At 68.6% G+C, this 23,958-nt stretch carries 28 protein-coding genes, 1 pseudogene and 1 riboswitch; of the genes and pseudogenes, 16 read left to right on the forward strand and 13 right to left on the reverse strand.

Features of this window, described 5'->3' with window-relative positions; genetic code table 11:
- Nucleotides 1–25 precede the first annotated feature (25 nt).
- Nucleotides 26–517, reverse strand: coding sequence for a 6,7-dimethyl-8-ribityllumazine synthase (locus ACWHMB_RS14170; protein WP_377481036.1), 492 nt, complete (start codon nt 515–517; stop codon nt 26–28).
- Nucleotides 518–607: 90 nt separating this feature from the next.
- Nucleotides 608–763: riboswitch (FMN riboswitch) on the reverse strand.
- A gap of 115 nt (nt 764–878) precedes the next feature.
- Here ACWHMB_RS14170 and ACWHMB_RS14175 point away from each other — a divergent pair.
- A complete protein-coding gene (locus ACWHMB_RS14175) occupies nt 879–1,424 on the forward strand; it encodes a helix-turn-helix domain-containing protein (RefSeq protein WP_377516474.1) in 546 nt (181 codons plus the stop codon).
- Complete coding sequence (locus tag ACWHMB_RS14180; RefSeq protein ID WP_377516475.1) at nt 1,352–1,936, forward strand: IS630 family transposase; 585 nt, start codon at nt 1,352–1,354, stop codon at nt 1,934–1,936. Before ACWHMB_RS14175 ends, ACWHMB_RS14180 begins: the two co-directional genes overlap by 73 nt.
- 128 nt (nt 1,937–2,064) lie before the next feature.
- Here ACWHMB_RS14180 and ACWHMB_RS14185 read toward each other — a convergent pair whose 3' ends face one another.
- Nucleotides 2,065–3,039, reverse strand: coding sequence for a DUF808 domain-containing protein (locus tag ACWHMB_RS14185; RefSeq protein WP_377484676.1), 975 nt, complete (start codon nt 3,037–3,039; stop codon nt 2,065–2,067).
- A gap of 40 nt (nt 3,040–3,079) precedes the next feature.
- On the reverse strand, nt 3,080–4,099 hold the full coding sequence (locus ACWHMB_RS14190; protein WP_377484678.1) for a tRNA dihydrouridine synthase: 1,020 nt from the start codon (nt 4,097–4,099) through the stop codon (nt 3,080–3,082).
- A 177-nt stretch (nt 4,100–4,276) separates the two neighbouring features.
- On the opposite strand from ACWHMB_RS14190, the gene ACWHMB_RS14195 reads away from it, so the two are divergent.
- The 7 genes from ACWHMB_RS14195 (at nt 4,277) to bktB (ending at nt 11,472) form a co-directional block, all read left to right on the forward strand.
- Nucleotides 4,277–5,026, forward strand: a complete 750-nt coding sequence (locus ACWHMB_RS14195; protein ID WP_377484680.1) for a c-type cytochrome — start codon at nt 4,277–4,279, stop codon at nt 5,024–5,026.
- Entirely contained in the window at nt 5,023–6,324 is a 1,302-nt protein-coding gene (locus ACWHMB_RS14200; protein ID WP_377484682.1) for a c-type cytochrome, read from the forward strand. Before ACWHMB_RS14195 ends, ACWHMB_RS14200 begins: the two co-directional genes overlap by 4 nt.
- Before the next feature lie 118 nt (nt 6,325–6,442).
- Nucleotides 6,443–7,600 (forward strand): hypothetical protein, encoded by a 1,158-nt coding sequence (locus ACWHMB_RS14205; protein ID WP_377484683.1) that lies wholly within the window; start codon nt 6,443–6,445, stop codon nt 7,598–7,600.
- A gap of 202 nt (nt 7,601–7,802) precedes the next feature.
- Nucleotides 7,803–8,483, forward strand: a complete 681-nt coding sequence (locus ACWHMB_RS14210; protein ID WP_447648569.1) for an RluA family pseudouridine synthase — start codon at nt 7,803–7,805, stop codon at nt 8,481–8,483.
- A 79-nt stretch (nt 8,484–8,562) separates the two neighbouring features.
- A complete protein-coding gene (locus ACWHMB_RS14215) occupies nt 8,563–9,174 on the forward strand; it encodes a BPSL1445 family SYLF domain-containing lipoprotein (RefSeq protein ID WP_293221736.1) in 612 nt (203 codons plus the stop codon).
- A 29-nt stretch (nt 9,175–9,203) separates the two neighbouring features.
- The gene (locus ACWHMB_RS14220; RefSeq protein WP_377484687.1) at nt 9,204–9,974 is read left to right on the forward strand and encodes an SDR family NAD(P)-dependent oxidoreductase; all 771 of its coding nucleotides are present in this window, start codon (nt 9,204–9,206) and stop codon (nt 9,972–9,974) included.
- Nucleotides 9,975–10,287: 313 nt separating this feature from the next.
- Nucleotides 10,288–11,472 (forward strand): beta-ketothiolase BktB, encoded by a 1,185-nt coding sequence (gene bktB, locus ACWHMB_RS14225; RefSeq protein ID WP_377484689.1) that lies wholly within the window; start codon nt 10,288–10,290, stop codon nt 11,470–11,472.
- 49 nt (nt 11,473–11,521) lie between these two features.
- Here bktB and ACWHMB_RS14230 read toward each other — a convergent pair whose 3' ends face one another.
- The 8 genes and pseudogenes from ACWHMB_RS14230 to ACWHMB_RS14265 form a co-directional block, all read right to left on the reverse strand.
- On the reverse strand, nt 11,522–12,238 hold the full coding sequence (locus ACWHMB_RS14230; RefSeq protein ID WP_377484691.1) for an ABC transporter ATP-binding protein: 717 nt from the start codon (nt 12,236–12,238) through the stop codon (nt 11,522–11,524).
- A 1-nt stretch (nt 12,239) separates the two neighbouring features.
- Nucleotides 12,240–13,016 (reverse strand): ABC transporter ATP-binding protein, encoded by a 777-nt coding sequence (locus ACWHMB_RS14235; protein ID WP_293221728.1) that lies wholly within the window; start codon nt 13,014–13,016, stop codon nt 12,240–12,242.
- A 15-nt stretch (nt 13,017–13,031) separates the two neighbouring features.
- The gene (locus ACWHMB_RS14240; protein WP_377484693.1) at nt 13,032–14,219 is read right to left on the reverse strand and encodes a branched-chain amino acid ABC transporter permease; all 1,188 of its coding nucleotides are present in this window, start codon (nt 14,217–14,219) and stop codon (nt 13,032–13,034) included.
- 17 nt (nt 14,220–14,236) lie between these two features.
- Nucleotides 14,237–15,166, reverse strand: coding sequence for a branched-chain amino acid ABC transporter permease (locus ACWHMB_RS14245; protein ID WP_377484695.1), 930 nt, complete (start codon nt 15,164–15,166; stop codon nt 14,237–14,239).
- Nucleotides 15,167–15,396: 230 nt separating this feature from the next.
- Complete coding sequence (locus ACWHMB_RS14250; protein WP_377484697.1) at nt 15,397–16,704, reverse strand: replication-associated recombination protein A; 1,308 nt, start codon at nt 16,702–16,704, stop codon at nt 15,397–15,399.
- A gap of 75 nt (nt 16,705–16,779) precedes the next feature.
- Nucleotides 16,780–17,043, reverse strand: coding sequence for a Txe/YoeB family addiction module toxin (locus ACWHMB_RS14255; RefSeq protein WP_377484699.1), 264 nt, complete (start codon nt 17,041–17,043; stop codon nt 16,780–16,782).
- Nucleotides 17,040–17,282: a type II toxin-antitoxin system Phd/YefM family antitoxin gene (locus ACWHMB_RS14260; RefSeq protein ID WP_377484701.1), complete on the reverse strand. Its 243-nt coding sequence runs from the start codon at nt 17,280–17,282 to the stop codon at nt 17,040–17,042. Before ACWHMB_RS14260 ends, ACWHMB_RS14255 begins: the two co-directional genes overlap by 4 nt.
- Before the next feature lie 66 nt (nt 17,283–17,348).
- A pseudogene (locus tag ACWHMB_RS14265) lies at nt 17,349–18,371 on the reverse strand (integron integrase).
- Nucleotides 18,372–18,627: 256 nt separating this feature from the next.
- On the opposite strand from ACWHMB_RS14265, the gene ACWHMB_RS14270 reads away from it, so the two are divergent.
- From ACWHMB_RS14270 to ACWHMB_RS14285, 4 genes are all read left to right on the forward strand, one after another.
- Nucleotides 18,628–19,221: a hypothetical protein gene (locus tag ACWHMB_RS14270; protein ID WP_377484703.1), complete on the forward strand. Its 594-nt coding sequence runs from the start codon at nt 18,628–18,630 to the stop codon at nt 19,219–19,221.
- A gap of 242 nt (nt 19,222–19,463) precedes the next feature.
- Nucleotides 19,464–19,601: a DUF1010 domain-containing protein gene (locus tag ACWHMB_RS14275; RefSeq protein WP_377484749.1), complete on the forward strand. Its 138-nt coding sequence runs from the start codon at nt 19,464–19,466 to the stop codon at nt 19,599–19,601.
- A 261-nt stretch (nt 19,602–19,862) separates the two neighbouring features.
- The gene (locus tag ACWHMB_RS14280) at nt 19,863–20,021 is read left to right on the forward strand and encodes a hypothetical protein (protein WP_377484705.1); all 159 of its coding nucleotides are present in this window, start codon (nt 19,863–19,865) and stop codon (nt 20,019–20,021) included.
- 85 nt (nt 20,022–20,106) lie between these two features.
- A complete protein-coding gene (locus ACWHMB_RS14285; protein WP_377484707.1) occupies nt 20,107–20,562 on the forward strand; it encodes an SRPBCC family protein in 456 nt (151 codons plus the stop codon).
- Nucleotides 20,563–20,574: 12 nt separating this feature from the next.
- Here ACWHMB_RS14285 and ACWHMB_RS14290 read toward each other — a convergent pair whose 3' ends face one another.
- A complete protein-coding gene (locus ACWHMB_RS14290) occupies nt 20,575–21,495 on the reverse strand; it encodes a DUF3014 domain-containing protein (protein ID WP_377484709.1) in 921 nt (306 codons plus the stop codon).
- A 157-nt stretch (nt 21,496–21,652) separates the two neighbouring features.
- On the opposite strand from ACWHMB_RS14290, the gene arfB reads away from it, so the two are divergent.
- From arfB to ACWHMB_RS14305, 3 genes are read left to right on the forward strand one after another with little or no spacing between them, the layout of a single operon-like run.
- Nucleotides 21,653–22,051, forward strand: a complete 399-nt coding sequence (gene arfB, locus ACWHMB_RS14295) for an alternative ribosome rescue aminoacyl-tRNA hydrolase ArfB (RefSeq protein WP_377484711.1) — start codon at nt 21,653–21,655, stop codon at nt 22,049–22,051.
- 38 nt (nt 22,052–22,089) lie between these two features.
- On the forward strand, nt 22,090–22,419 hold the full coding sequence (locus ACWHMB_RS14300) for a hypothetical protein (protein ID WP_377484713.1): 330 nt from the start codon (nt 22,090–22,092) through the stop codon (nt 22,417–22,419).
- A gap of 28 nt (nt 22,420–22,447) precedes the next feature.
- Nucleotides 22,448–22,930, forward strand: a complete 483-nt coding sequence (locus ACWHMB_RS14305) for a VOC family protein (protein WP_377484715.1) — start codon at nt 22,448–22,450, stop codon at nt 22,928–22,930.
- A 50-nt stretch (nt 22,931–22,980) separates the two neighbouring features.
- Here ACWHMB_RS14305 and ACWHMB_RS14310 read toward each other — a convergent pair whose 3' ends face one another.
- On the reverse strand, nt 22,981–23,934 hold the full coding sequence (locus tag ACWHMB_RS14310; RefSeq protein WP_377484717.1) for an AEC family transporter: 954 nt from the start codon (nt 23,932–23,934) through the stop codon (nt 22,981–22,983).
- Nucleotides 23,935–23,958: the final 24 nt, after the last annotated feature.

Raw genomic sequence — 23,958 nt, forward strand, 5'->3', positions numbered from 1 at the left:
TGCCGCGCATCACTCATCACTCGCATCACTCGGGCGCGTGACGCGCCAGAGCCGCGTGCGCCGCCAGCGTCTGCGCGCAGGCGCGCGCGGCTTCGGCGCCCTTGGCCACGAAGTGCTGGCTGAAGAAGGCGCGGTGCGTCTCGTGCTCGTGAAAGTCCTTGGGCGTGAGCACGGCCGAGAACACCGGCACGCCCTCGTCCAGCTGCACGCGCATCAGGGCGTCGATCACGGCGCTGGCGACGAATTCGTGCCGGTAGATGCCGCCATCGACCACCAGCGCGCAGGCGACGATGGCGTCCACCGTGCCGCTGCGCGCCAGGCGCTGGGCCAGCAGCGGGATCTCGAACGCGCCGGGCAGCTGGTGCACCGCCACTTGAGGCGGCGCGCCCGGCCACAGGCGCGCGCATTCGGCCACGAAGCCGGCGTGGCCCTGGCGCACGATGTCGGCGTGCCAGCCGGCCTGCACGAAGGCGATGCGCGGCGGCGCGGAGGTTTGGGAGACAGTGGGCTGATTCATGGTGAGCTCCAGTCGAGTGGGTGGCCAGAATCAGGGCGCACGGCGCACGCACGGCCGCGCGCAGGTCGCCCCCGCGCCGGCCGCACGCCGTCGCGCTCTCTTTCATCCGGACTGTGACCGTCGGCCCCGGCATCGCACCGGGTCTGCTGACCCTGCGCCTTCGGTGTGAAGGCACAGGCGCTCGCGGGCTCCGGGCCAAGGCCCGATACCGCCGGTGGGGACTTTCACCCCGCCCTGAGAACGCTGCGCGGCACGGTGCAAAGCCCGAGGCTTCATCGCGTGTCGCGCGCCGCGATCTTATTCCATTTCCATATCAATAGATCAATAATATCCATGTCACCGATCCCGCAAGGAGAACGACATGGCAAGAACAGCCCGAGGTGCCGACAGTCTGGAGTCGGCCCGTCAAATGCTGGCCGGCGCACAGACCGCTGAGCAGCTTCGCCAAGCACAGGCGGTGGTGTTGCCGCTGGACTATGGCTTGAGCCTGGAGCAAACCGCGCAGGTCATCGGCCGCTCCCCGGCGTGGACCTGCCGCTTGCGCAATCGCTTCCTGGCCGGCGAGGTTGCAGGTGACGGCCAGCGCCCCGCGCGCGGCGGCAGGCGCCACCAGAACATGACGACTGAGCAGGAGCGCCAGGTGCTGGCGCCCTTTCTTGATCGCGCTCGCACGGGCGGCATCCTGGTGGTCGGTCAAGTCAAGTGTGAAATCGAAGCTGCCCTGGGCCGTCCCATGGCGCTGTCCTCGGTCTACAACCTGCTGCACCGCCACGGCTGGCGCAAGCTGGCCCCCGACAAACGCCATCCGCAAAGCGATCCTTTGGCTCAAGAGGAGTGGAAAAAAAACTCCCCGAGCGCCTTGCCGAAATCTGCTCGCACTGGCCGCAGCAAGGCCCCATCAAGCTGATGTTCCAGGACGAGGCGCGCTTTGGACGCATCAACGACGTGCGCCGCTGCTGGGCGCCCAAGCCGGTGCGGCCGCTGTGCCAAGCCATGTTGACCCACGAGTACACCTACGCGTACGCCGCCGTCGATGTGGCAAGCGGCCAGTTGGACTCGCTCATCTTGCCTCACGTCAACACCGAGTGCATGCAGTTGTTTCTCGACGAGGTGAGCGAGCGTCACCCGCACGAGCGCATCGTCATGGTGCTTGACGGTGCCGGCTGGCATGCCAGTGGTGAGCTGCACCCGCCCGCCAACATGCGCCTACTGAGCCTGCCCCCCTATGCGCCGGAGCTCAACCCGGTGGAGCACGTGTGGGACGAGCTGCGCGAGAAGCGATTCCACAACCGCGTCTTCGACAGCCTGGAGGCGCTCGAAGATCACCTTGAGCTCGCCCTGCGAGACTTCGAGAGCAACTGCGAACGGATCCGATCCATCGTCGCCTGGCCGTGGATTATTGATGCGCTATTGAATTAGAAATGGAATTAGGCGCGCCCGTCGCCCGGCCATGCCGCGCAGGCGACAGGCATGCCCTCTCGGAAACTATGTTATTGATAGCTGCTTGCGCTTGCCACATGCCGGCTGCAGGCCGAAAACATTCAAAATCATGACGCTGCGGCCGCCTTGGGCCGCAGCTTGCCCAGCAGGCTCACCAGCCCGACCGCGAGCGCGCCCACGACGACGCCCGTCACGGCATTGACGCCCAGGCTGACCAGCGAGCCGGCCACCCCTGCCAGGCCGGCGGTCCAGTCGTCCAGCAGGTGATGCAGCGCCGGCACGCCGTGCACGATGATGCCGCCGCCGACCAGGAACATCGCCGCCGTGCCGGCGACGGACAAAAACTTCATCAGCCACGGCGCCAGCGCCAGGATGGCGCGACCCAGGCCCTGCGCGGCGGCGCTGGCGCGCCGGCTCAGCCACAGGCCCGCATCGTCCAGCTTGACGATGCCGCCCACCAGGCCGTAGACGCCCGCCGTCATGACGATGGCGATGCCCACCAGCACCGCCACCTGCGTCCAGAAGCCGGCCTGCGCGACGGTGCCCAGGGTGATGGCGATGATCTCGGCAGAGAGGATGAAGTCGGTGCGCACGGCGCCCGCGATCTTGGCCTTTTCCAGCGCGGCCAAGTCGACGGCGGGGTCGGCCAGCGCGGCCTCCAGCTCGGCCGCGTGCGCCTCGTCCTCGGCCTTGGGGTGCAGCAGCTTGTGCGCCACTTTCTCGAAGCCCTCGAAGCACAGATAGGCGCCGCCCAGCATCAGCAGCGGCGTCACCGCCCAAGGGGCGAAGGCGCTGATCAGCAGCGCGGCCGGCACCAGGATGGCCTTGTTGCGCAGCGAGCCCTTGGCCACCGCCCACACCACCGGGATCTCGCGGTTGGCCGTCACGCCGGTGACCTGCTGGGCGTTCAGCGCCAGGTCGTCGCCCAGCACGCCGGCGGTCTTGTTGGCCGACAGCTTGGTCAGGGCCGCCACGTCGTCGGTCATGGCGGCGGCTTTCTTGGCCGAGATCTTGGCCATGACGGCGACGTCGTCCAGCACGGTGGCGATGTCGTCGAGCAGGGCCAGCAGGCTGCTTGCCATGGAGAGGTCCTTTTTCGCGAATGAGCGGCGGGTTGGCGGTTTATGCGGTCATTTCGACCTCTGGCGCCCGTGCAGCAAGCGCGGCCAGCTCTTGATGTTGTAGCAACCAGGCCGCGATGGCCTCGGGCTCGTTGCTGGCGCGCAGCGCGTCGAAGGCCTGCTGGGCCTCGGGATAGGCGTGGCGCAAATGGTTCAGCCACTGCTTCAGGCGCCCGGCGCGGTGGCGGCGCTCGACGCGGCCGCACACGTCCTGCCAGAACTCGGCCAGCAGCGGCAGCACCTGCGGCCAGGGCAGCGCGGCGACGCACGGGTCCACATCCGCGTCGGCCATCGGCCGGCCGGCGTCGTGCCAGCGAATGGCGCGCGCCAGCGCCGGCCGGCGCACCAGGCCGCGGCCCAGCATCAGCGCGCTGCAGCCCGTGACGGCGCGGCAGCGCAGCGCATCCTCCACCGTCCAGATGTCGCCGTTGGCGATCACCGGCAGGCGCACGCCTTGGCGCACGGTGGCAATCGACTCCCAGTACGCCGGCGGCCGATAACCCTGCGCCTTGGTGCGCGCGTGCACGGCCAGCTCGCTGGCGCCGCCGGCCTCCAGCGCTTGGGCACATTCCAGCGCGCGGCGCTCGTCGTCGATGCCCAGGCGCATCTTGGCCGACACCGCGATGTGCGCCGGCACCGCGCGGCGCACGGCGGCGACGATGGCCTGCATCAGCTCGGGCTCGTCCATCAGCACCACGCCGCCGCGGTGGCGGTTCACCGTCTTGGCCGGGCAGCCGAAGTTGAGGTCGATGCCGGCCGGCTGCAGCTCGGCCAGGCGCGCGGCGTTGTCGGCCAGGCAGGCCGGGTCGCTGCCTAGCAGCTGCGGGCGCACCGGCACCCCCGAGGGCGTGCGGCTGCCGCGCAGCAGCTCGGGCACGATGCGCGTGAAGCTGCGCAGCGGCAGCAACTGGTCGGTGATGCGGATGAACTCCGACACGCAGCGGTCCACCCCGTCCACCCGGGTGAGCGCGGTGCGCAGGCCGTGGTCGAGCAGGCCTTCCATGGGGGCAAGAATCAGCATCGGGCGTGGGGCGGCAAGGGGCGGGCGTGGGCGGGCAAGACCGGGATTGTCGCGCGCCCTCCGCAGCGCGCCGCTTTGCACGCGTCGTGTGATACAAATGGCCGCCCCGCGCGCCCCACCCGGTGCGCCGTTTCTGCCGTGCTTCACGGCGTGCCGACCTGTAGCCTGTTCGTCCCGATGCGCTGTTTCATCCAAGGCCTGTGCGCCATCGTCTGCCTTTTGAGCGGGGGCCTGTTGGCCAGCGCCAGCGCGCAGACCGCGCCCCCCTTCCACGACGACATGGCGCAGCGCACCCTGGCCTGCACCGCCTGCCACGGCGACCAGGGCCGCGCCGGCCCCGACGGCTATTACCCGCGCCTGGCCGGCAAGCCCGCCGGCTACCTGTACAACCAGCTGCTCAACTTTCGCGACGGCCGGCGCCCCTACGGGCTGATGATCGACATGGTGGATGTGCTGAGCGATGCCTACCTGATGGAGATCGCCCAGCACTTCGCCGCGCTGGACGTGCCCTACCCGCCCCCCGCCGCGCCGGCCCAGGCGCCCGCGCCCGCCCTGCTGCAGCGCGGGCGCACGCTGGCCCTGCAGGGCGACGCCGCGCAGCGCCTGCCGGCCTGCGCCGCCTGCCATGGCGAGGCGCTGATGGGCGTGCAGCCGCGCTTTCCGGCCCTGCTGGGCCTGCCGGCCGACTACCTGACGGCGCAGCTGGGCGGCTGGAAGACCGGCCAGCGCCGCGCCCACGCACCCGACTGCATGGCCGAGGTGGTGCGCCGCCTGAGCGACGTCGACGCCCACGCCGTCGTCAGCTGGCTGGCCAGCCAGCCGGTGCCGGCGCAGACCCACCCGGCGCCCGCGCCCGCGCAAGAGCGCCCACCCGCGTCCGACCTGCGCTGCGGCAGCGCGCCCCTCGCCGCCGAGGCCGCGCGATGAGGCGCCTGACCCGCATCCTGGCGGCCCTCGTGGCCCTGGCGCTGCTGGCGCTGGCGGCGCTGTGGCAGATCAACTTCAACGACGGCGTGGACCTGAACCAGCCGCCCGTCCCGGTGGCCGACGCGCCAGCCCAGCTGCAGCGCGGCGCCTACCTGGCGCGCATCGGCAATTGCCTGGCCTGCCACACCGCGCGCGGCGGCGCGCCCGGCGCCGGCGGGCTGGCGATCGCCACCGACTTCGGCACCGCCTACACCAGCAACCTCACGCCCGACCCCGAGCACGGCATCGGCCGCTGGTCGGCGGCCGCCTTCTGGCGCGCCCTGCACCACGGCCGCGCGGCCGACGGCCGGCTGCTGGTGCCGGTGTTTCCGTACACCCACACCACGCTGCTGACGCGCGCCGACTCCGACGCGCTGTTCGCCTGGTTTCGCCAGCTGCCCGCCAGCCCCACGCCGGTGCCGGCCAACGCGCTGCGCTGGCCCTATGGCACGCAGGCCGCGCTGGCGGTGTGGCGCGCGCTGTACTTCCGGCCCGGCAGCCTGGCGCCCGAGCCGGCGCAGGACGCGCGCTGGAACCAGGGCGCCTACCTGGTGCGCGGCGTGGCGCACTGCTCGGTCTGCCACGCCACGCGCGACGCGCTGGGCGGCGCCGACTGGCGCCAGCTGGGCGGCAACCGGCTGGGCGGACAGGGCTGGTACGCGCCGTCATTGCACGACGCGCGCCAAGCCAGCCTGGCCGACTGGACGACCGCCGACATCGCCCGCCTGCTGCAAACCGGCGTGACCGGGCACGGCCGTGCCAGCGGCCCCATGGCCGAGGTGGTGCTGCACGGCACCCAGTACCTGAGCGATGCCGACGCCGCCGCCATGGCGACCTATCTGAAAGCGCTGCCGCAGACCGCCGCGCCGGCGCCGGCCGCCCCATCCCAGCCGCGCGCGCCCAGCCCGGTGGCGCTGGCCGGCGCCAAGGTGTATGACAAGCAGTGCGCCCAGTGCCACGGCGCGCAGGGCCAGGGCGTGGGCGGCCTGGCCTATCCGCCGCTGGCCGGCAACCGGGCCGTCACCATGGCGCCCGCCGACAACCTGCTGCAGCACGTGCTGTACGGCGGCTTCAACGCCGCCACCGCGGGCTACCCGCGGCCCTTCGGCATGCCGCCCTTCGTGCTCACGCTCAGCAACGCCGAGATCGCCGCCGTGCTGAGCTACGTGCGCACGGCCTGGGGCAACTCGGCCAGCGAGCTCAGCGCGCTCGAGGTGCACAGCCTGCGCCAGCGCAACGCGCCCGTCGCCAAGCGCTAGCCTTCCGTCGGCCGGCCGGATGGCGGTCTGCGCGGGCCACCTATACTTCCCGTTCATACAAGGCACGCTCGCCGCGACAACCCCGGCGAACCGACAAGGCCACACGAGGGAGTCTCCGATGGGTTTGAGCTGGTTTTCCGACGCGCAGAACCGCGCCGCCGCCCCGCCGGCGGCGGGCCGGCTCACGCCGGAAGCGCCAGCCGCCGCCCACGCGTCCGACGCCGACGCCCAGGGGCCGTCCTGGCAGGACATGGTGCGCCAGCTGGGCGAGGAAGTCGCCACCTCGCTGAACACCGCCACCGAGCAGCTCACGCGCCTGAACCGCCTGGAGCCCGGCCTGGTGCGCAGCCTGATGCCGATCCAGGACGCGGTGGAGCGCGCGCGCCAGGCCGGCATGGCCGCGCAGCACGTGCTGCGCCTGTGCGAAGACCCGCCGCCGCAGCGGCGCGAGGTGCTGAACCTGGCCGACGTCGCGCACGCCGCGCTCACCGCCCGCAGCGACTGGCTGCGCCGCCGGCGCATCACCGTGCGCAAGGGCTTTTCGGCGGCGCTGGTGTATGCCGACTCCAGCCTGCTGTACCAGCTGATCGACGAGTTGCTGCTGTGGGTGGGCCAGCTGGGCGCCGACATCGCCGTCAGCGTCGAATCCTCGCAAAGCACCGGGCGCCCGCGCCTGCAGGTGGTGTCGCACCGTGCGCCCGCCACCGCGCCGCCGAACGTCTGGCGTGGCGTGCGCTGGGTGCTGTGGCACCAGCTGGCGCGCATGCTGGACGCGCAGACCGAGCTGGACCTGAAGGAGCAGCACGTGCGCATCAGCGTCAGCCTGCGCGCGGCCACGCCCGAGCAGATCGGCCGCGCGGCCGAGGAGCAGGTCGAGCCCTCCAGCGTGTCGGCCGGCATCGCGGGCTGCCGCGTGCTGATCGTGTCCGACAACGCGCAGCGCCGCGCCCAGTGCCTGCAGGCACTGGCCGGCTACGGCCTGATCATGGACAGCGCCGAGGACACCCACCACGCCCGCCAGCAGGCCCTGCAGCGCCTGCCCGACGCCGTGGTGTACGACGCCAGCGTGGCGCCGCGCGACGTCGCCGTGCTGCGCGCGCAGCTGCTGGAAAACTCCGGCACCCCCGCCGCCTTCATCGAGATTCAGGACCAGGCCGGCATCGCCGACTTCCAGGCCTCCACCGTCGGCGCCGAATTCACCGGTCACGTCTCGGCCGCCGCGCTCAACCAGGCCCTGGGGCCGGCGCTGGTGTTCGAGCTCTGCCGCGTCTTGTGACCACCCCCAGGCTCCACACGCTACGCGTTGTTGCGCCTCTCCCCTCGAAGGGGGCGTCGCCAGTGACCGGGGAGACCCCGGCCACGGCGATCGCGGGCACGGCCTGCTCCGCGGCCATTCGACTCTTGGGGTTTCCGGCAGCACCTCCGACGCGAGACACCGAACGGGTGCCCGCTCGACTCGCCTCGGGATCGATTCATTAATGATAGCTGCCGGCGCTTACCCAGCAAGCGCCATCGGCCTATTCGACGATGAATGGCTGGTGCACGAAGACGCCGCCCTGCTGGTGCTGGACAAGCCCGCCGGCCTGCTGGCGGTGCCCGGCCGCGGCGCCGACAAGGCCGACTGCCTGAGCGCCCGCGCGCAGCGGCGCTGGCCCGATGCGCTCGTCGTGCACCGGCTCGACCAGGCCACCAGCGGGCTGATGCTGCTGGCGCGCGGCGCGGCCATGCAGCGCGCCCTGAGCCAGGCCTTTGCCGAACGGCGCGTGCACAAGCGCTACGAAGCCATCGTGCACGGCCAAGTGCCCGACGCCGAGGCCGCCAACGGCTGGGGCCTGATCGAGCTGCCGCTGCGGCTGGACTGGCCGCGGCGTCCGCTCAGCATCGTCGATGCCGAGCACGGCAAGCCCAGTTGCACGCGCTGGCGGGTGCTGCGCCGCGACGCCGCCGGCGACACCACGCGGCTGGCGCTGGAGCCCATTACCGGCCGCTCGCACCAGCTGCGCGTGCACCTGCAGGCCATCGGCCACCCCATCGTCGGCGACACGCTGTACGGCCCGCCCGACGGCGCCGCGCGACTGATGCTGCACGCCGGCGCGCTGCAATTCGCCCACCCGCTGGACGGCCACGCACTGGCGCTGCAGCGGTCGGCGCCGTTCTGACGCGCGGCCAAACATGGCCAGCATGCGCCGGCCGAATCGCATAAAGTGGCGGTGTCGTGTTCAACAACGAGGAGTGTTTATGAGAACCAGCCTTTCCGCCCCCGCTTTCCCGCGTTCGACCGGCCTTGTGCTGGCGCTGGCCTTGGGCGCCGCCGGCCTGGCCGGCTGCACCACCACGCTCGACAACGCGCCGCCGCCGTCGTCCAACAGCAGTTTCAGCACGGCCGCCAAGCTCGACGCGGCGGTCAACACCACGCTGCAGCGCCTGTACACGGTGGCGCCGGGCTCGCGCGAGATGGTGCAGAAGGCGGCCGGTGTGCTGGTGTTCCCGGAAGTCATCGGCGGCGCCCTGATCATCGGCGCCGAGCACGGTCGCGGCGCGCTGCGCGTGGGCGGCCGTACCGCCGGCTACTACAGCACCACCGGCGCCTCGGTCGGCTGGCAGGTGGGCGGGCAGTCCAAGTCGGTGGTCTACATCTTCAGCACGCGCGATGCGCTGCACAAGTTCCAGGCCAGCAAGGGCTGGACCGCCGGCGCCGACGCCACGGTGGCCATCGGCAAGGTCGGCGCCAACGGCTCGGTCGACTCCGAAACCGCGCAGCAGCCGGTGGTCAGCTTCGTGATGAACAACGTCGGCATCGAGGTCGGCGTGTCGCTCACGGGCGCCAAGATCAGCCCGATCACGCTCTGAGCGCAGCGCCCATGCGCTAGATTGGCGGGATGAACACCACCCCCTCCCGCCTCAGCATCCTCACCGGCGCCTCGCGCGGCATGGGCTTGGCCATGGCGCAGCAACTGCTGGCCAGCGGCCACGCCCTGCTCACCTTGGCGCGCCACCCCAGCGCCGCACTGGCGACGCAGGCGCAGGCGGCGGGCGCCACCCTCACGCAATGGCCGGTCGATTTGGCCGACGCCGCCGCCACCAGCACGCGCCTGCGCGCCTGGCTGGCCGGGCAGGACGGCAACGCCATCGAGCAGGTCACGCTGATCAACAACGCCGGCGTCATCCCGGCCATCGTGCCGCTGCGCGACGCGCCCGACGACGGCACCGTCAGCGCCCTGCGCGTGGGGCTGGAAGCGCCCATGCTGCTCACCGCCGCCTTTTTGGACGCCACGCGCGCCTGGCGCGGCCAGCGCCGCGTACTCAACATCTCCTCGGGCCTGGGGCGGCGCCCCATGGCCTCGCAAGCCGCCTACTGCGCCGCCAAGGCCGGCCTGGACCGGTTCACCCAGTGCGTCGCACTGGACGAGGCCGACCAGCCCAACGGCGCCCGCGTGTGCGCGCTGGCGCCGGGCGTGATCGACACCGACATGCAGGTGCAGCTGCGCGGCGCCGACGCCCAGGCCTTTCCCGACCGCACCCGTTTCGAGCAACTCAAGACCGGTGGCCAGCTGGCCACCCCCGAAGCCGCCGCCCGGCGCGTGCTGGCCTATCTGCAGCGACCGGACTTCGGCCACAACCCGGTGGCCGACGTGCGCGATCCAGGCTGAACGAGATATGCCTGCTTGCCCCCTTGGGGCCGAGGCGGAGGCCCCTCGACGTTTCCGTCATGGGAAACTCTTCGCTGTCATTGCGAGCGAAGCGAAGCAATCCAGCCCCGCGCTCCCAATAGGCGTCGCTGCTGGATCGCCGCGTCGCTTCGCTCCTCGCGATGACGCGGGGCATCGAGTTGCGCGGGCAAGATTTCGGAGCGCAGCAATCCAACCACAAAATGCTGCAGCGCAACATGGTGCCCGGTTCACGGCATACTGCAAGCCTTGCAACCCGGCAGTTTTCCATCACCCAACCCAGGAGCCTTGCATCATGAGTCGTGAAGTCGTCGTCACCAGCGGAGTGCGCACCGCCGTCGGAACCTTTGGCGGCAGCCTGAAGGACATCGCCACCGTCGACCTGGGCGCGGCCGTGGTCAAGGAGGTCATCGCGCGCTCGGGCATCGAGGGCAAGGACGTGGGGCACGTGGTGTTCGGCCACGTGGTCAACACCGAGCCGCGCGACATGTACCTGAGCCGCGTGGCCGCCATCAACGGCGGCTGCCCCAAGGAGACCCCGGCCATGAACGTCAACCGGCTGTGCGGCTCGGGGCTGCAGGCCATCGTCAGCGCCAGCCAGGCCATCCTGCTGGGCGACTGCGACGTGGCCATCGGCGGCGGCGCCGAGAACATGAGCCGCGCGCCCTACGCCAGCCTGGCCACGCGCTTTGGCGCGCGCATGGGCGACACCAAGATGATCGACATGATGGTCGGCGCCCTGCACGACCCGTTCCAGACCATCCACATGGGCGTGACGGCCGAAAACGTGGCCAAGGAATTCGGCATCACGCGCGAGCAGCAGGACGCGCTGGCGCTGGAAAGCCACCACCGCGCCGAGCGTGCCTGGGCCGAGGGCCGCTTTGCCGGCCAGATCCTGCCCATCATGCTCAAGAGCCGCAAGGGCGAGGTGGCCTTCGACAAGGACGAGCACTTCCGCACCGGCGCCAAGCTGGAGGACTTCCAGAAGATGAAGCCGGTGTTCCTGAAGGAAAACGGCACCGTCACCGCCGCCAACGCCAGCGGCATCAACGACGCCGCCGCCGCCGTGGTGCTGATGGAAGCGGGCGCCGCCAAGGCGCGCGGGGCCAAGCCGCTGGCGCGCCTGGTGGGCTACGCGCACGCGGGCGTGGACCCCAGGATCATGGGCATCGGCCCGATACCGGCCACCAAGGCGGTGCTGGCGCGCACCGGGCTCAAGCTGGACCAGATGGACGTGATCGAGGCCAACGAGGCCTTTGCCGCCCAGGCCTGCGCCGTCACCCAGGGGCTGGGGGCCGACCCGGCCAAGGTCAACCCCAACGGCTCGGGCATCTCGCTGGGCCACCCCATCGGCGCCACCGGCGCGCTGATCACGGTCAAGGCGCTCTACGAGCTGCAACGCATCCAGGGCAAGTACGCGCTGGTGACCATGTGCATCGGCGGCGGCCAGGGCATCGCGGCGGTGTTCGAGCGCATGTAAGAACACCCGCGCAGCGGGGGAGCGTGGGGGACTTTTTGCGCCCGCGCGCTCACTCGCCCAGGTAGGCGGCGCGCACCTTCGGGTCGGCCAGCAGGTTCTTGCCACTGCCCTGCATCGAGATCAGGCCCGACTCCATCACGTAGCCGCGGTCGGCCAGCGCCAGCGCGCGGCTGGCGTTCTGCTCCACCAGCAGGATGGTCACGCCCTGCGCATACACGTCGCGCACCACCTCGAACACCTTGTCGACCATGATGGGCGACAGGCCCATCGAGGGCTCGTCCAGCAGCAGCAGCTTGGGTCGGCTCATCAGCGCGCGGCCCATGGCCAGCATCTGCTGCTCGGCGCCCGACATGGTGCCGGCCAGCTGGTCCTTGCGCTCGCGCAGGCGCGGGAAGATGGTGAACACGCGCTCGACGTCCGAGGTCACGCCGGCCTTGTCGCGCCGGATGTAGGCGCCCATCAGCAGGTTCTCGGTGATGCTCATGCGGGTGAACACGCCGCGCCCCTCGGGCACCATCACCAGGCCCTGGCGCACCAGGTCCCACGGGCCCTGGCCCTTGATCGACTTGCCCAGAAACTCGATGTCGCCGCCGGCCAGCGGCAGCGATCCGGTGATGGCCTTCATGGTCGTCGTCTTGCCGGCGCCGTTGGAGCCGATCAGCGACACCAGCTCGCCCTCGCGCACCTCGAAGTCGGTGCCCTTGACGGCCTGGATGCCGCCGTAGGCCACCTTCAGGCCCGCAACCTTCAAAAGCGTCTGTGCCATCTCAGTGTCCTCCGGTACCGAGATAAGCCTCGATCACTTTTTCGTTCTTCTGCACCTCGGCGGGCGTGCCCTCGGCGATCGGGCTGCCGTAGTCCAGCACCGTGACGCGGTCGCACAGGCCCATCACCAGCTTCACGTCGTGCTCGATCAGCAGGATGGTGCGGTTGTCCTTGCGGATGCGGTCGATCAGCTCGCGCAGGTTCACTTTCTCGGTGGCGTTCATGCCGGCCGCGGGCTCGTCCAGCGCGATCAGCTGCGGGTCGGTGGCCAGCGCGCGGGCGATCTCCAGCCGGCGCTGGTCGCCATACGACAGCGTGCGCGAGCGAAAGTGCGCGTACTTGCCGATGCCGACGTAGTCCAGCAGCTCGTGCGCGCGCTTGCGGATGGCGGCCTCCTCGGCCTTGAAGCCGGCGGTGCGAAACACCGCGCCCACCAGGCCCGAGTGCGTGCGCACGTGGCGCCCGACCATCACGTTTTCCAGCGCGGTCATCTCGGCGAACAGCCGGATGTTCTGGAAGGTGCGCGCGATGCCGGCCTTGGCCACCAGGTGCACCGCGGTCGGCTTGTAGGGCTGGCCGGCCAGCTCGAAGCTGCCGGTGTCGGGCGTGTACAGGCCGGTCAGCACGTTGAAGAAGGTGGTCTTGCCGGCGCCGTTGGGGCCGATCAGGCCATACACCTGGCCGCGGCGGATGGTGATGCCCACGTCCGACAGGGCCTTCAGGCCGCCGAAGCGCTTGGACACGCCCTGCACGTTCAAAACGATGTCGCTGTTGCTCATGGCTGCGTCTTTCGTTCAGGGGTTGACCGCGTCCTGGCGCAGCTTGGTGTTGCCGGGCACGGCGTCGGCCGGAAAGTCGATGCCGGGCGGGTTCTCCTGCGCGCTCAGGGGCGTGATCTTGTCGGCCGGCTCCGGGTCGGCCTTGCCGTGCTCGGGCGAGGGCCACAGGCCGCGCGGGCGCAGCAGCATGATGATGATCATGGCCAGCGCGATGAACAGCTGGCGCAGGATGGCCGCGTCCAGCCGGCCGTCGGTCATCTGCTGCAGCGGCCCCGCCACGTAGCGCAGCACCTCGGGCAGCGATGCCAGCAGCATGGCGCCCAGCACCACGCCCGGCAGGTGGCCCAGGCCGCCCAGCACCACCATGGCGACGATCATCACCGACTCCATCAGGCTGTAGGACTCGGGCGACACGAAACCCTGGAAGGCGGCGAACAGCGAGCCCGACACGCCGCCGAACGAGGCCCCCATGCCGAAGGCCAGCAGCTTGAGGTTGCGCACGTTCAGGCCCATCGCCTTGGCGGCGGTCTCGTCCTCGCGGATGGCCATCCAGGCGCGGCCGATGCGCGAGTCTTCCAGCCGCTGGCAGATGATGACGGTGACGATGACCGCGGCCAGGAACACGTAGTAGTACAGCGAGACCGAGGCCACCTCGAAGCCGAACCAGTGCACCGGCTCGCTCAGGTCGACCCCGAAGAAGTGGATCGGGTCGATCTGGTTGACACCCTTGGGCCCGTTGGTGATGTTGTAGGGGTAGTCCAGGTTGTTCAGGAAGATGCGGATGATCTCGCCGAAGCCCAGCGTGACGATGGCCAGGTAGTCGCCGCGCAGCTTGAGCACCGGAATCCCCAGCAGCACCCCGAAGCCGGCCGCCACCACCAGGGCCAGCGGCAGCACCAGCCAGATCGAGGTGTGCATGCCGTGCGGCAGCATGGCGGCGATGGCCGGAAACTCCTCCACCAGGTGCGGCGAGGCCAGCAGCGCGTACAGGTACGAGCCGACGGCAAAGAAGGCCACGTAGCCCAGATCGAGCAGGCCGGCGTAGCCCACCACGATGTTCAGCCCCAGCGACAGCATGGTGTAGAGCAGCGCGATGTTGACGATGCGCACCCACGCGTTGCCCAGCCCCTGCAGCAGCAGCGGCACCAGCAGCAGCGCGATGCCGCACAGCAGAAAGACGATGAACTTGTTTTGTTTCGTCATGTCGTCTCTCCCCGTCCTCAGGCGCGATCGGCCACGCGCTCGCCCAGCAGGCCGGAGGGCCGCAGCGTCAGCACGATGATCAGCACGATGAAGGCAAAGATGTCGGCGTAGTTGCTGCCCAGCAGCCCGCCGGTGAGCGTGCCCAGGTAGCCCGAGCCGATGGACTCGATCAGGCCCAGCAGCACGCCGCCCACCACCGCGCCGGCCAGGTTGCCGATGCCGCCGAACACGGCGGCGGTGAAGGCCTTGAGGCCGGGCAGAAAGCCCATGTAGTGCTGCGCCGTGCCGTAGTTGGAGGCGTACATCACGCCGGCGATGGCGGCCAGGATGGCGCCGATGGCGAAGGTGGCCGAGATGATGAAGTCGGGCTTGACGCCCATCAGCGCCGCCACGCGCGGGTTCTCGGCCGTGGCGCGCATCGCCCGGCCGAGGCTGGTGTAGTTGACGACCCAGGTCAGCACCGCCAGCGACAGCACGGTGACCACCAAAATCATGATCTGCGTGGGCGTGATGACCGCGTCGCCGATGAGGTAGGGGTCGGTCGGCAGCATGGAGGGGAAGGACTTGACGTTGGGCTTCCAGATCATCATGGCCAGCGCCTGCAGCAGGATGGACATGCCCAGCGCGGTGATCAGCGGCGCCAGGCGCGGCGCGTTGCGCAGCGGCCGGTAGGCCAGCTTCTCGACCAGCACGTTGACGACGGTGGAAGCCAGGCAGCCGGCCAGCGTGGCCAGCAGCAGCATGACCCAGGTGGGCATGCCGGGCACCACGGCCTGCAGGCCACCGATGGAGCTCCAGGCCGTGAGCGCCCCCACCATCAGGATTTCGCCGTGGGCGAAGTTGATGAGCTGGATGATGCCGTACACCATCGTGTAGCCCAGCGCGATCAGGGCGTACATGCTTCCCAGCACGAGGCCGTTGATGATCTGCTGAAACAGAATGTCCATAACGCTTGTCTCCTGTCGAACAGCCCGTTGTCGCCAGGCCGCCGTGGTTCATTCAATGGCCCTCGGCTGCCTTGTGGGCGCCTCGGGCAATCGGACATGAATCCCGTTCAAACCGCTGCACGGGTCAAAAAAAGTGGCGCGATTTTATCGGCGCCATGCCGCCCGTCCGGCCAATTCAGGGCGGGGTTTTCCCTCTACTAAAACAAGTTTTTTGCGCGGCGTGCGGCGCCTCAGGCCTTGCCAGCATCGCGGTTGCGGCGGCGCAGCTCGGCCAATTTTTCGCCGATCTTGATCTCCAGCCCGCGCGGCACGGGCTGATAAAAACCCGGCTCGGCCATGCCCTCGGGCAGGTAGCGCTCGCCGGCCGCAAAGCCGCCCTCCTCGTCGTGCGCGTAGCGGTAGCCCTTGCCGTAGTCCAGCTCTTTCATCAGCCGCGTCGGCGCGTTGCGCAGGTGCAGCGGCACGGGGCGCGTCACGTCCTGCCTGACGAAGGCGCGCGCCGCGTTGAAGGCCTTGTAGACCGCGTTGCTCTTGGGCGCCACGGCCAAATACACCACGCATTCGGCCAGCGCCAGCTCGCCCTCGGGGCTGCCCAGGCGCTCGTACACCTCGGCCGCGTCCAGCGCCAGGCGCAGCGCGCGCGGGTCGGCCAGGCCGATGTCCTCGCTGGCCATGCGCACCAGGCGCCGCGCCAGGTAGCGCGGCTCGGCCCCGCCGTCGAGCATGCGCACCAGCCAGTACAGCGCGGCGTCGGGGTCGCTGCCGCGCACCGACTTGTGCAGCGCGCTGATGGTGTCGTAGAACTGCTCGCCGCCCTTGTCGTAGCGGCGCAGCTGCTGGCCCAGCACCTTCAGCAGCCAGGCCTCGTCCACCGTGTCGCGCTGCTCGGCCGCGGCGGTGACGGCCACCGTCTCCAGCGTGTTCAGCAGGCGCCGGGCGTCGCCGTCGGCGTAGGCGATCAGGCGCTCCAGCGCTTCTGATTCGATAGCTGGCAGCGCTTGGCTATCCTGCGCCTTGGCCACGATTTGCTTCAAATCGCCTTCGGTGAGCGACTGCAGCACGTACACCGTGGCGCGCGACAGCAGGGCCGAGTTGACCTCGAACGAGGGGTTCTCGGTGGTCGCGCCGATGAAGGTGAACAGGCCCGATTCGACGTGCGGCAAGAAGGCGTCCTGCTGCGCCTTGTTGAAGCGGTGCACCTCGTCGACGAACACGATGGTGGCCTGGCGCTGCAGGCCACCCTGCGCGCTTTCGGCCAGCGCCACCGCGTCGCGGATGTCCTTGACCCCGCCCAACACCGCGCTGATGGCGATGAACTGCGCGTCGAAGGCATCGGCCATCAGCCGTGCGATGGTCGTCTTGCCCGTGCCCGGCGGCCCCCACAGGATGCAGCTGTGCGGCCGCCCCGACTCGAACGCGATGCGCAGCGGCATGCCCGGCCCCAGCAGGTGCTGCTGGCCCACCACCTCGGCCAGCGTGCGCGGGCGCAGGCGCTCGGCCAGGGGGGTGTGGGTGGCTCGACGATCAACACCGTTCACGACGGCCTCCGTCCTGTCTCGCCTGGATCGCGTTGAGCATCGTCGTTGCGCGGGAGCGGCTGGGTTTGATGGCGGCTACTCGTAGTGCGTCCACATCCGAAGCACCTTGACGGTGCGCTCCGCCTCCAGTACCTGGTACACCAGCCGATGCTGGATGTTGATGCGTCGAGAGTAGGCGCCGGCAAGGTCGCCGACCAGCTTTTCAAACGGTGGGGGGGTTTGAAACGGGTTCTCGGCGAGCAGGTTGAGCAATTCTTGCGCCTTGGTCTTCAACCCGGCCGAGCTCAGATGCCGCGCATCCTTTTGAGCCTGTTTGGCGAACACCACTTGCCATGTCACCAGTCAAGCTCCGTCTTGCAGGAATCGACCGGCTCGGCCATGCCCGCCTTGATCGATTCGCGCATGCCCGGAACCACCAGCAGGTACAAGGTCTCCTGAATCGCGGCCCAGTCTTCTTGCGCCACCAGCACCGAGTTGCTGCGCTTGCCCGAGATGAAGATGGGCTCGTGCGACTGCGCCGCCTGGTCCATCAGGCGATAGAAGTTGGCACGCGCTTCGCTGGCAGTCAAAGTCGACATGATGATCTCCAAAAACCTCAGTATCGTACGATATTTCGTACGGAAAATCAAGGAGCCAGCCCCGGCTCACAACGCATCCAGCGGGCTCAAGATGCCGCGCCCGCCCTTGTTCAGCACGTGCGTGTAGATCATCGTCGTGCTCACGTCCGCGTGGCCCAGCAGCTCTTGCACCGTGCGGATGTCGTAGCCGGCCTGCAGCAGATGGGTGGCGAACGAATGGCGCAGCACGTGCGGCGTGACCGGCTTGTCGATGCCGGCCACCCGCGCCGCCTCGCGCACCGCGCGCTGCACCGATTAGGGAAACACGTGGTGGCGCCGCTCCAGCGCCTGGCCCGTACGCGCGTCCGGGCGCGGGTCGACCGAGCGCACGGGTGACGGAAACACCCATTGCCACGCCCAGCTCCTGTCCGCGTCGGGGTACTTCACGGCCAGCGCGTGCGGCAGGTGCACGCGCCCCAGGCCAGCCGCCAGGTCCTTCTCGTGCAGCGCCCGCGCCCGGTGCAGCTGCGCCTGCAGCGGCGCGATCAGGTTCTCGGGCAGCACCGTCACGCGGTCTTTGTTGCCCTTGCCCTCGCGCACCACGATTTCGCGCCGGCTGAATTCCACGTCCTTCACCCGCAGCCGCACGCCCTCCATCAGCCGCATGCCCGTGCCATACAGCAGCTGCGCGATCAGCCCCGCCACGCCCTCCACATGCAGCATCAACTCGCGCACCTCGCCCGGCGTCAGCACCACCGGCAGGCGGCGCGGGCGTTTGGCCTGCACCACCTCGTCCAGCCAGGGCAGGTCGACCCCCAGCACCTGCTTGTACAAATACAGCAACGCCGCCTTGGCCTGGTTCTGCGTCGACGCCAACACCTGCCGGTCGACCGCCAGATGGCTCAGGAAAGCCCCCACTTCGTCGGCCCCCATCTCCCTCGGGTGCCGCTTGTTGTGATACAAAATGAAACGTCGCGCCCAGTCGATGTAGGCCTGCTCGGTGCGGATGCTGTAGTGGCGCGTGCGCAGGTGCGTGCGCAACTGCTCCAGCAGCTTGGGCGGGCGCGGCGCCGCGGCCGGGTCGAGCGGGTCGGTGTCGACGGAATCCATCCGCCGGATTTTAGGTTTGGCTAAATGGAACGAATGAACGAGATCAGAGGGAATGTGACAAATTTCACGACATTGGTTGATCAATCCCCCATATCATCCAAGTCGTCTAATCTTAGTTAGAAGAAAATATGGAAACATTTTATCGATCTCTTAGCCGTCTAGTTTTTATTGCCGGGTAACCATTTATTGAACAATCGCAATTATCAATAAATAAACCTGAAAATTACCTTGCCGACATATTGTTTCTGGAGGAAAAATGAACTCTGTTATCTCTAAATTATTTTTTGTTTTTTCTGCTATTATTTTAACGGCGTGCGCAGCAACAAGTAGCGTAGACTCTTACGTAAATCCTGTGTTGAATAAATCCAGCGTGAAGAGTATCGCAGTGATGCCACTGACCAATCAGAGAGTTAATGTCGGGCAAGCGCTCACATCAAATCAGCGTTTTGTCACCGGTTTGCGTAATAAAATGTCGGGTATCGCAATTTCTTCAGGCCCTGATGCAATTCAAAGAATAAATGATGCAAATCTCGCTGATGCCTGGAACAATTTCATTGTTGGTTATACTCAGAGTGGAGTGCCGAACTCTTCTACGCTACGTTCCGTTGCTGGCGTGCTTGGCGTGGACTCCATTGCAGTAGGCTCAATCAGTAGAATTAGAGAGCAAGATGCGGGATGGTATCAGTATCCTTATATTGAGATATCTCTGAAATATACTATCTTTGATAAAAACGGGACAATTCTTTGGGAGGCGTCTTCGGATACCAAGAAAGAGGGGTACGCGAGCAAACCCCCAATGGGCGAAGTTTTGAACGAGGCGGTGAGCCAGATTGTTGAGAAACTACCTTAATTTTTAGTTGCTGCCATGGAAAAGCCATACCATCATGATTGAACAAATCAGGGCAAGAGGGGTCAATTCTTGCAATCCCTTATTTGTCTAACTATACGTCGCAGCCGACCGCCTACGGCGGCGGCTGAACTTATTCGTTAGCCCTCTCATATTCCCGCTTTATGCCGGCCAGCATTTATTCCAGCGTTTCGCCTTTCTCCAAGGTTTCTCCTTGGAGGTTTTGGCGTTGCGCCGGGCTTCGCATGCATACACCGCGCCAGTTTCAAGCCATTTTGGCCACCAGCCCTTGCACAGCAAGCGCCGCCAGCTATCACTCTTGCAGCGCTGCGCCGCTTCCGTGGCGCAGCGCTTTTTCGTGGGCCGCGCCCGTCTTCAAGTAAGGGCGCTCCCTTTTGGCCTTCGGATTTGGCTGTTTTTCGCCTCCAGCCCTTTCCCAACAAGCGCGAACAGCTATTGAATTGGAAGCATCGGGCCGCCGCGTATCGCCGGGACCGACTCCGCGCTCGGGTCGGTCGCGGGCCGTGGTGGCCCGCCTTGGCCCTTGGATGCTTGAGCGCACGAAAAGGCGCTCGGGCCAGCCTGGGGCGACGCTGCTGCATCGGCTATGCTCGACACCACCCAGCCCGAAAGGAATCGCCCCCGTGCCAAAGCCCAACTACCAGTTTGAAAAGCGCCAGCGCGAGCAAGAGAAGAAGAAAAAGAAGGCCGAGAAGGCCGAGCGCAAGGCGGCGGGGCGTCAGGAACCTGTGGCGGAGGAGCCCGCGCCTCAGGCGGTGCCGGACAGCAAGAGCGAAGCCTGAGCTAGAGACAAGTGGGATCGGATGGGGGCGCCGCGCGGCCGAGTGCAAGGCGCCGGGCGCCGGGCGCCGACAACCAGGGGGACCGATGGCGAAGCACCACCTGCATACCGAAATCGAAATTGACGCATCGGCGCAGCGGGTATGGGCCGTTCTGCTGGATTTCGCCTCTTATCCGCACTGGAATCCCTTCATCAAGTCGATTGCCGGTGTGCCCCGGCAAGGGGCTCGGCTCGAAGTCACCGTCCAGCCCAGCGGTGGGAAGGCCATGCGCTTCTCGCCGGTCGTCCTCACGGCCGATGCGGGGCGCGAGCTTCGGTGGCTGGGTCGCTTTCTCCTTCCTGGCGTGTTCGATGGCGAGCATCGCCTTCTCATCGAGCCGCTGGGTGAGGGCAAGGTGCGCTTTCAGCAAAGCGAGCGGTTCAGCGGGCTGTTGGTCGGGCCATCGCGCGGCAGCCTGGATCGCGACACCCGGCGTGGCTTTGACGACATGAACCGGGCGCTGAAAGCGCGGGTCGAAGAAGGCGCGCCCGAGCGCGCGTGATGCGCGCGGCGCTCAATCGCCCTTGGCCTTGGCCACGGCGCCGGTGGCCACGCGGCGGCGCAGCTCGGTCATCACGGCCTTCAGGCGGCGGGCGTTGTCGGGGCCCATGCGCAGCAGCATCTTCTGGCCGCTGGACAGCGACTCCAGCTGCGGGTTGGCGTATTCGTAGCGCACCCAGGGCCGGGTGGAGGGCACCTCGCCCTTGACCTGGGTGAGTTGCACGGCCACGGGGCCGGCGGGCTCGGGGGTGGCCAGCAGCACGTCCAGCACGGCCACCAGGCGGTCGTTGAAGTAGCGGCCGGGGTAGCCCAGCTCTTCGTACGCAGACTGGAACAGCGGGTACAGCCGGGCATAGAGCTGGACGGCGGCGCCCAGCGGCACGCCCTCGGCAAAGGCGACGAAGGCGTGGTAGCGCGCGGCGTTGGCGGGGGCGATGGTGGCGGCGGGCGCGTCGGCCGGGCCGGTGACCAGAAAGCGCTCGGGCGCCGGCTGCACCGGCCACAGGCGGGCGGGTGCGCTGGAGCGCGCCAGGTTGTCGACGGTGGCGACGGCGCGGCGCACAAAGCCGTCGGGCAGCAAGAACTGCGCCACGCGCTGGGCGCCCAGCAGCTCGCGCAACGCCTGGGCGACGGCGGCGTCGGAGTCGGCCAGCGCGGGCAAGGTGGCGCCGGCGGGCGCCAGCGCGTCGACCGGGTTGGCGGGCGCGGAGGCCTCGGCCAGCGGCGCGGATGCGGGGGCCTCGGCGGCCGGCGCGGGGGCGGTGGCGGGCGCGGCGGCATCGGCGGCCGGGGGCGACGCCTCGGGCGCGTGCGCGGGCCGCCAGCCGAACCACCAGGCCGCGCCCGCGACCAGCGCCGCCATCACCACCCAGCCCACCCAGGCCCTGGACGAAGGCTGCGGGGGACGAAAATCGACGGGGTCTTTCTCGGGCATCACACTCCTTTCCACACGGGGTCGCCGCGCCAGCTTTCAAACTGATAGCGCATGGCGCCGATGTTAGTTCGGCCCCGACATCCCCGCAGCCTGGACTACAGCAGCTTACGCGGTTTACATGCCGGGGCAATAATTGGGGTCGGATCATTTTTTTGCCATGACCTACACCCTGCATCCCCATGAAGTGGAGTTCAGCGACGTGCGCGCGCAGGGCCCGGGCGGGCAGAACGTCAACAAGGTGTCCAGCGCGGTTCATCTGCGCTTCGACATTGCCCGCTCGTCGCTGCCGCAAACGGCCAAGAACCAGCTGCTGGGCCTGCAGGATCAGCGGGTGACCAAGGAAGGCATCATCGTCATCAAGGCGCAGACCTCGCGCAGCCGCACGCAGAACCGCGCCGAGGCGCTGGCGCGGCTGCAGGCACTGATCGACGAGGCCACGCGCGTGCGGCCCACGCGACGCGCCACCCGGCCGACGCGGGCATCGCAGTTGCGGCGGCTGGACAGCAAGGCACGGCGGTCCGACACCAAGGCGGCCCGCGGCAAGCCGGCGTTCTAGGCTTTGCCCTATTGAGCTCAGTTCATCCCTTCCACCGCATGACCGCCCAGCGCCCACCGTCCCCCTGGCGCCTGCCCGTCACGCTGGTGCTGGCGCTCACGCTCTCGCCATTGGCGATCGTGGCCTGGGTGTGCTTGAGCGGCGATCAGCGGGCGGTGTACTGGCGGTCCCGGGGCGTGCGGGGCGGCCTGTGGGTGGCCGTGGGGGCGGCGCTGCCGCTGCTGTTCGTCAGCGCGGCGGCGGCACTGGGCCTGTGGCCCGACCCCAACCCCAATCCGGTCGGCCTGGGCCTGCTGTTCGCGGCCGGGCTGGCGCTGGGCTCGGTGCTGGCCGTGCTGGGCATGGTGTGGACGCATGTGCGACGATGAGCCATCCAAGGCGATGGAGTGAACCGACATGCCTGAACCCGCTGACGGGGGCACCCCCCCCACGACCGCAAACCCCCTGCAAGCCCCGACAGCCCTGCCCTTCGCGGTGCAGCGCATCGACCACCTGGTGCTGCGCGTGCGCGATTTGGCCCGCAGCATCGACTTTTACGGCGCCGTGCTGGGCTGCGCCGTGGTCCGACGGCGCGACGAGCTGGGGCTGGCGCACCTGCGCGCCGGCGCATCGATGATCGACCTGGTGAGCGTGGACGGCCCGCTGGGGCGCAAGGGCGGCGGCGCGCCGGCTGGCGACCGGCGCAACCTCGACCACTTCTGCCTGCGCATCGACCCCTTCGACGAGGCGGCGCTGCGCGCGCACCTGGGCCGGCATGGCGTGCCGGTGCAAGGCGCGGTGGTCAGCAACTTCGGTGCCGAGGGCCAGGGCCCGTCGCTCTACATCGAAGACCCGGACGGCAACCAGATCGAGCTGAAGGGGCCGTCCGCGCCCCCATGAATCAACCTAAATGGGGTCAGATCATGATTTTTAATTGTGATCTGACCCCATTAAAGAGTGCCCAGCAGCCCCATCACCACCGAGATGCTGCCCATGGCCATGACGGTGGAGACGGCCACGGCGGCGGTGACGAGGTCTTCCTCCTTGTGGTAGCGCTGCGAGAACAGGAACACGTTGGCGCCGATGGGCAGGGCGGCGGCCACCACCATCACCTTCAACGGCAGGCCGGACAGGCCCAGCGCCCAGCCGGCGGCGGCCATCAGCAGCGGGTGCAGCACGGTCTTGAGCGCGGCGATCTGCAGCGCGCCCTTCAGCTGCGTGCCGATGGCCGTCTGCGCCAGCGTCACGCCCACCAGCACCAGCGCCACCGGGCCGAAGGCGTTGCCCAGCAGGCGCAGCGGCTGCTCGACCACCGGGTGCAGCCCCCAGCCGGTCAGCGAATACAGAAAGCCGACGATGATGGGCAGCGGCACCGGGTGCAGCACGGCGTTTTTCATCGCCCGCGCCACGGTGGCGGCGATGTGGCGGCGCGGCCCGGCGCCGGCGGCGGCCTGCTCGCGCGCCACCAGCAGCTCCAGCACCACGGTGGCCAGGGTCAGCAGGATCAGCGCGTGCATCGAGATCAGGGTGAACAGCGACACCAGCGCCGCGTCGCCATAGGCCAGCTGCACCAGCGGCACGCCGATCATCAGCGTGTTGCTGAAGATGGCCGCCAGCGCCAGCACGGCCGAGCGGCTGCTCAGGCCGCGCGCCAGCAGCAGGGCAAAGAAGAGCAGCCCCGACACCACGTAGTACAGCGCCACCGAATGCAGGTCCAGCCGGTCGAGCCGCGCCGTCGCCATGGTGCGAAACAGCAGCGCCTGCACCAGCACCAGAAACACCAGGTTGGACAGATCGCGCACCGCCGCGCCGCGAATCAGCTGCAGGCGCCCGGCCGCGAAGCCGATGCCGATCAGCACCACCACGGGCAGCAGGGCCGAGAAGACGGGTTGGTCGAGGGACATGGGTGTGTGCAGACCGGCCGATCG

This window comes from Ottowia pentelensis (assembly GCF_964341695.1).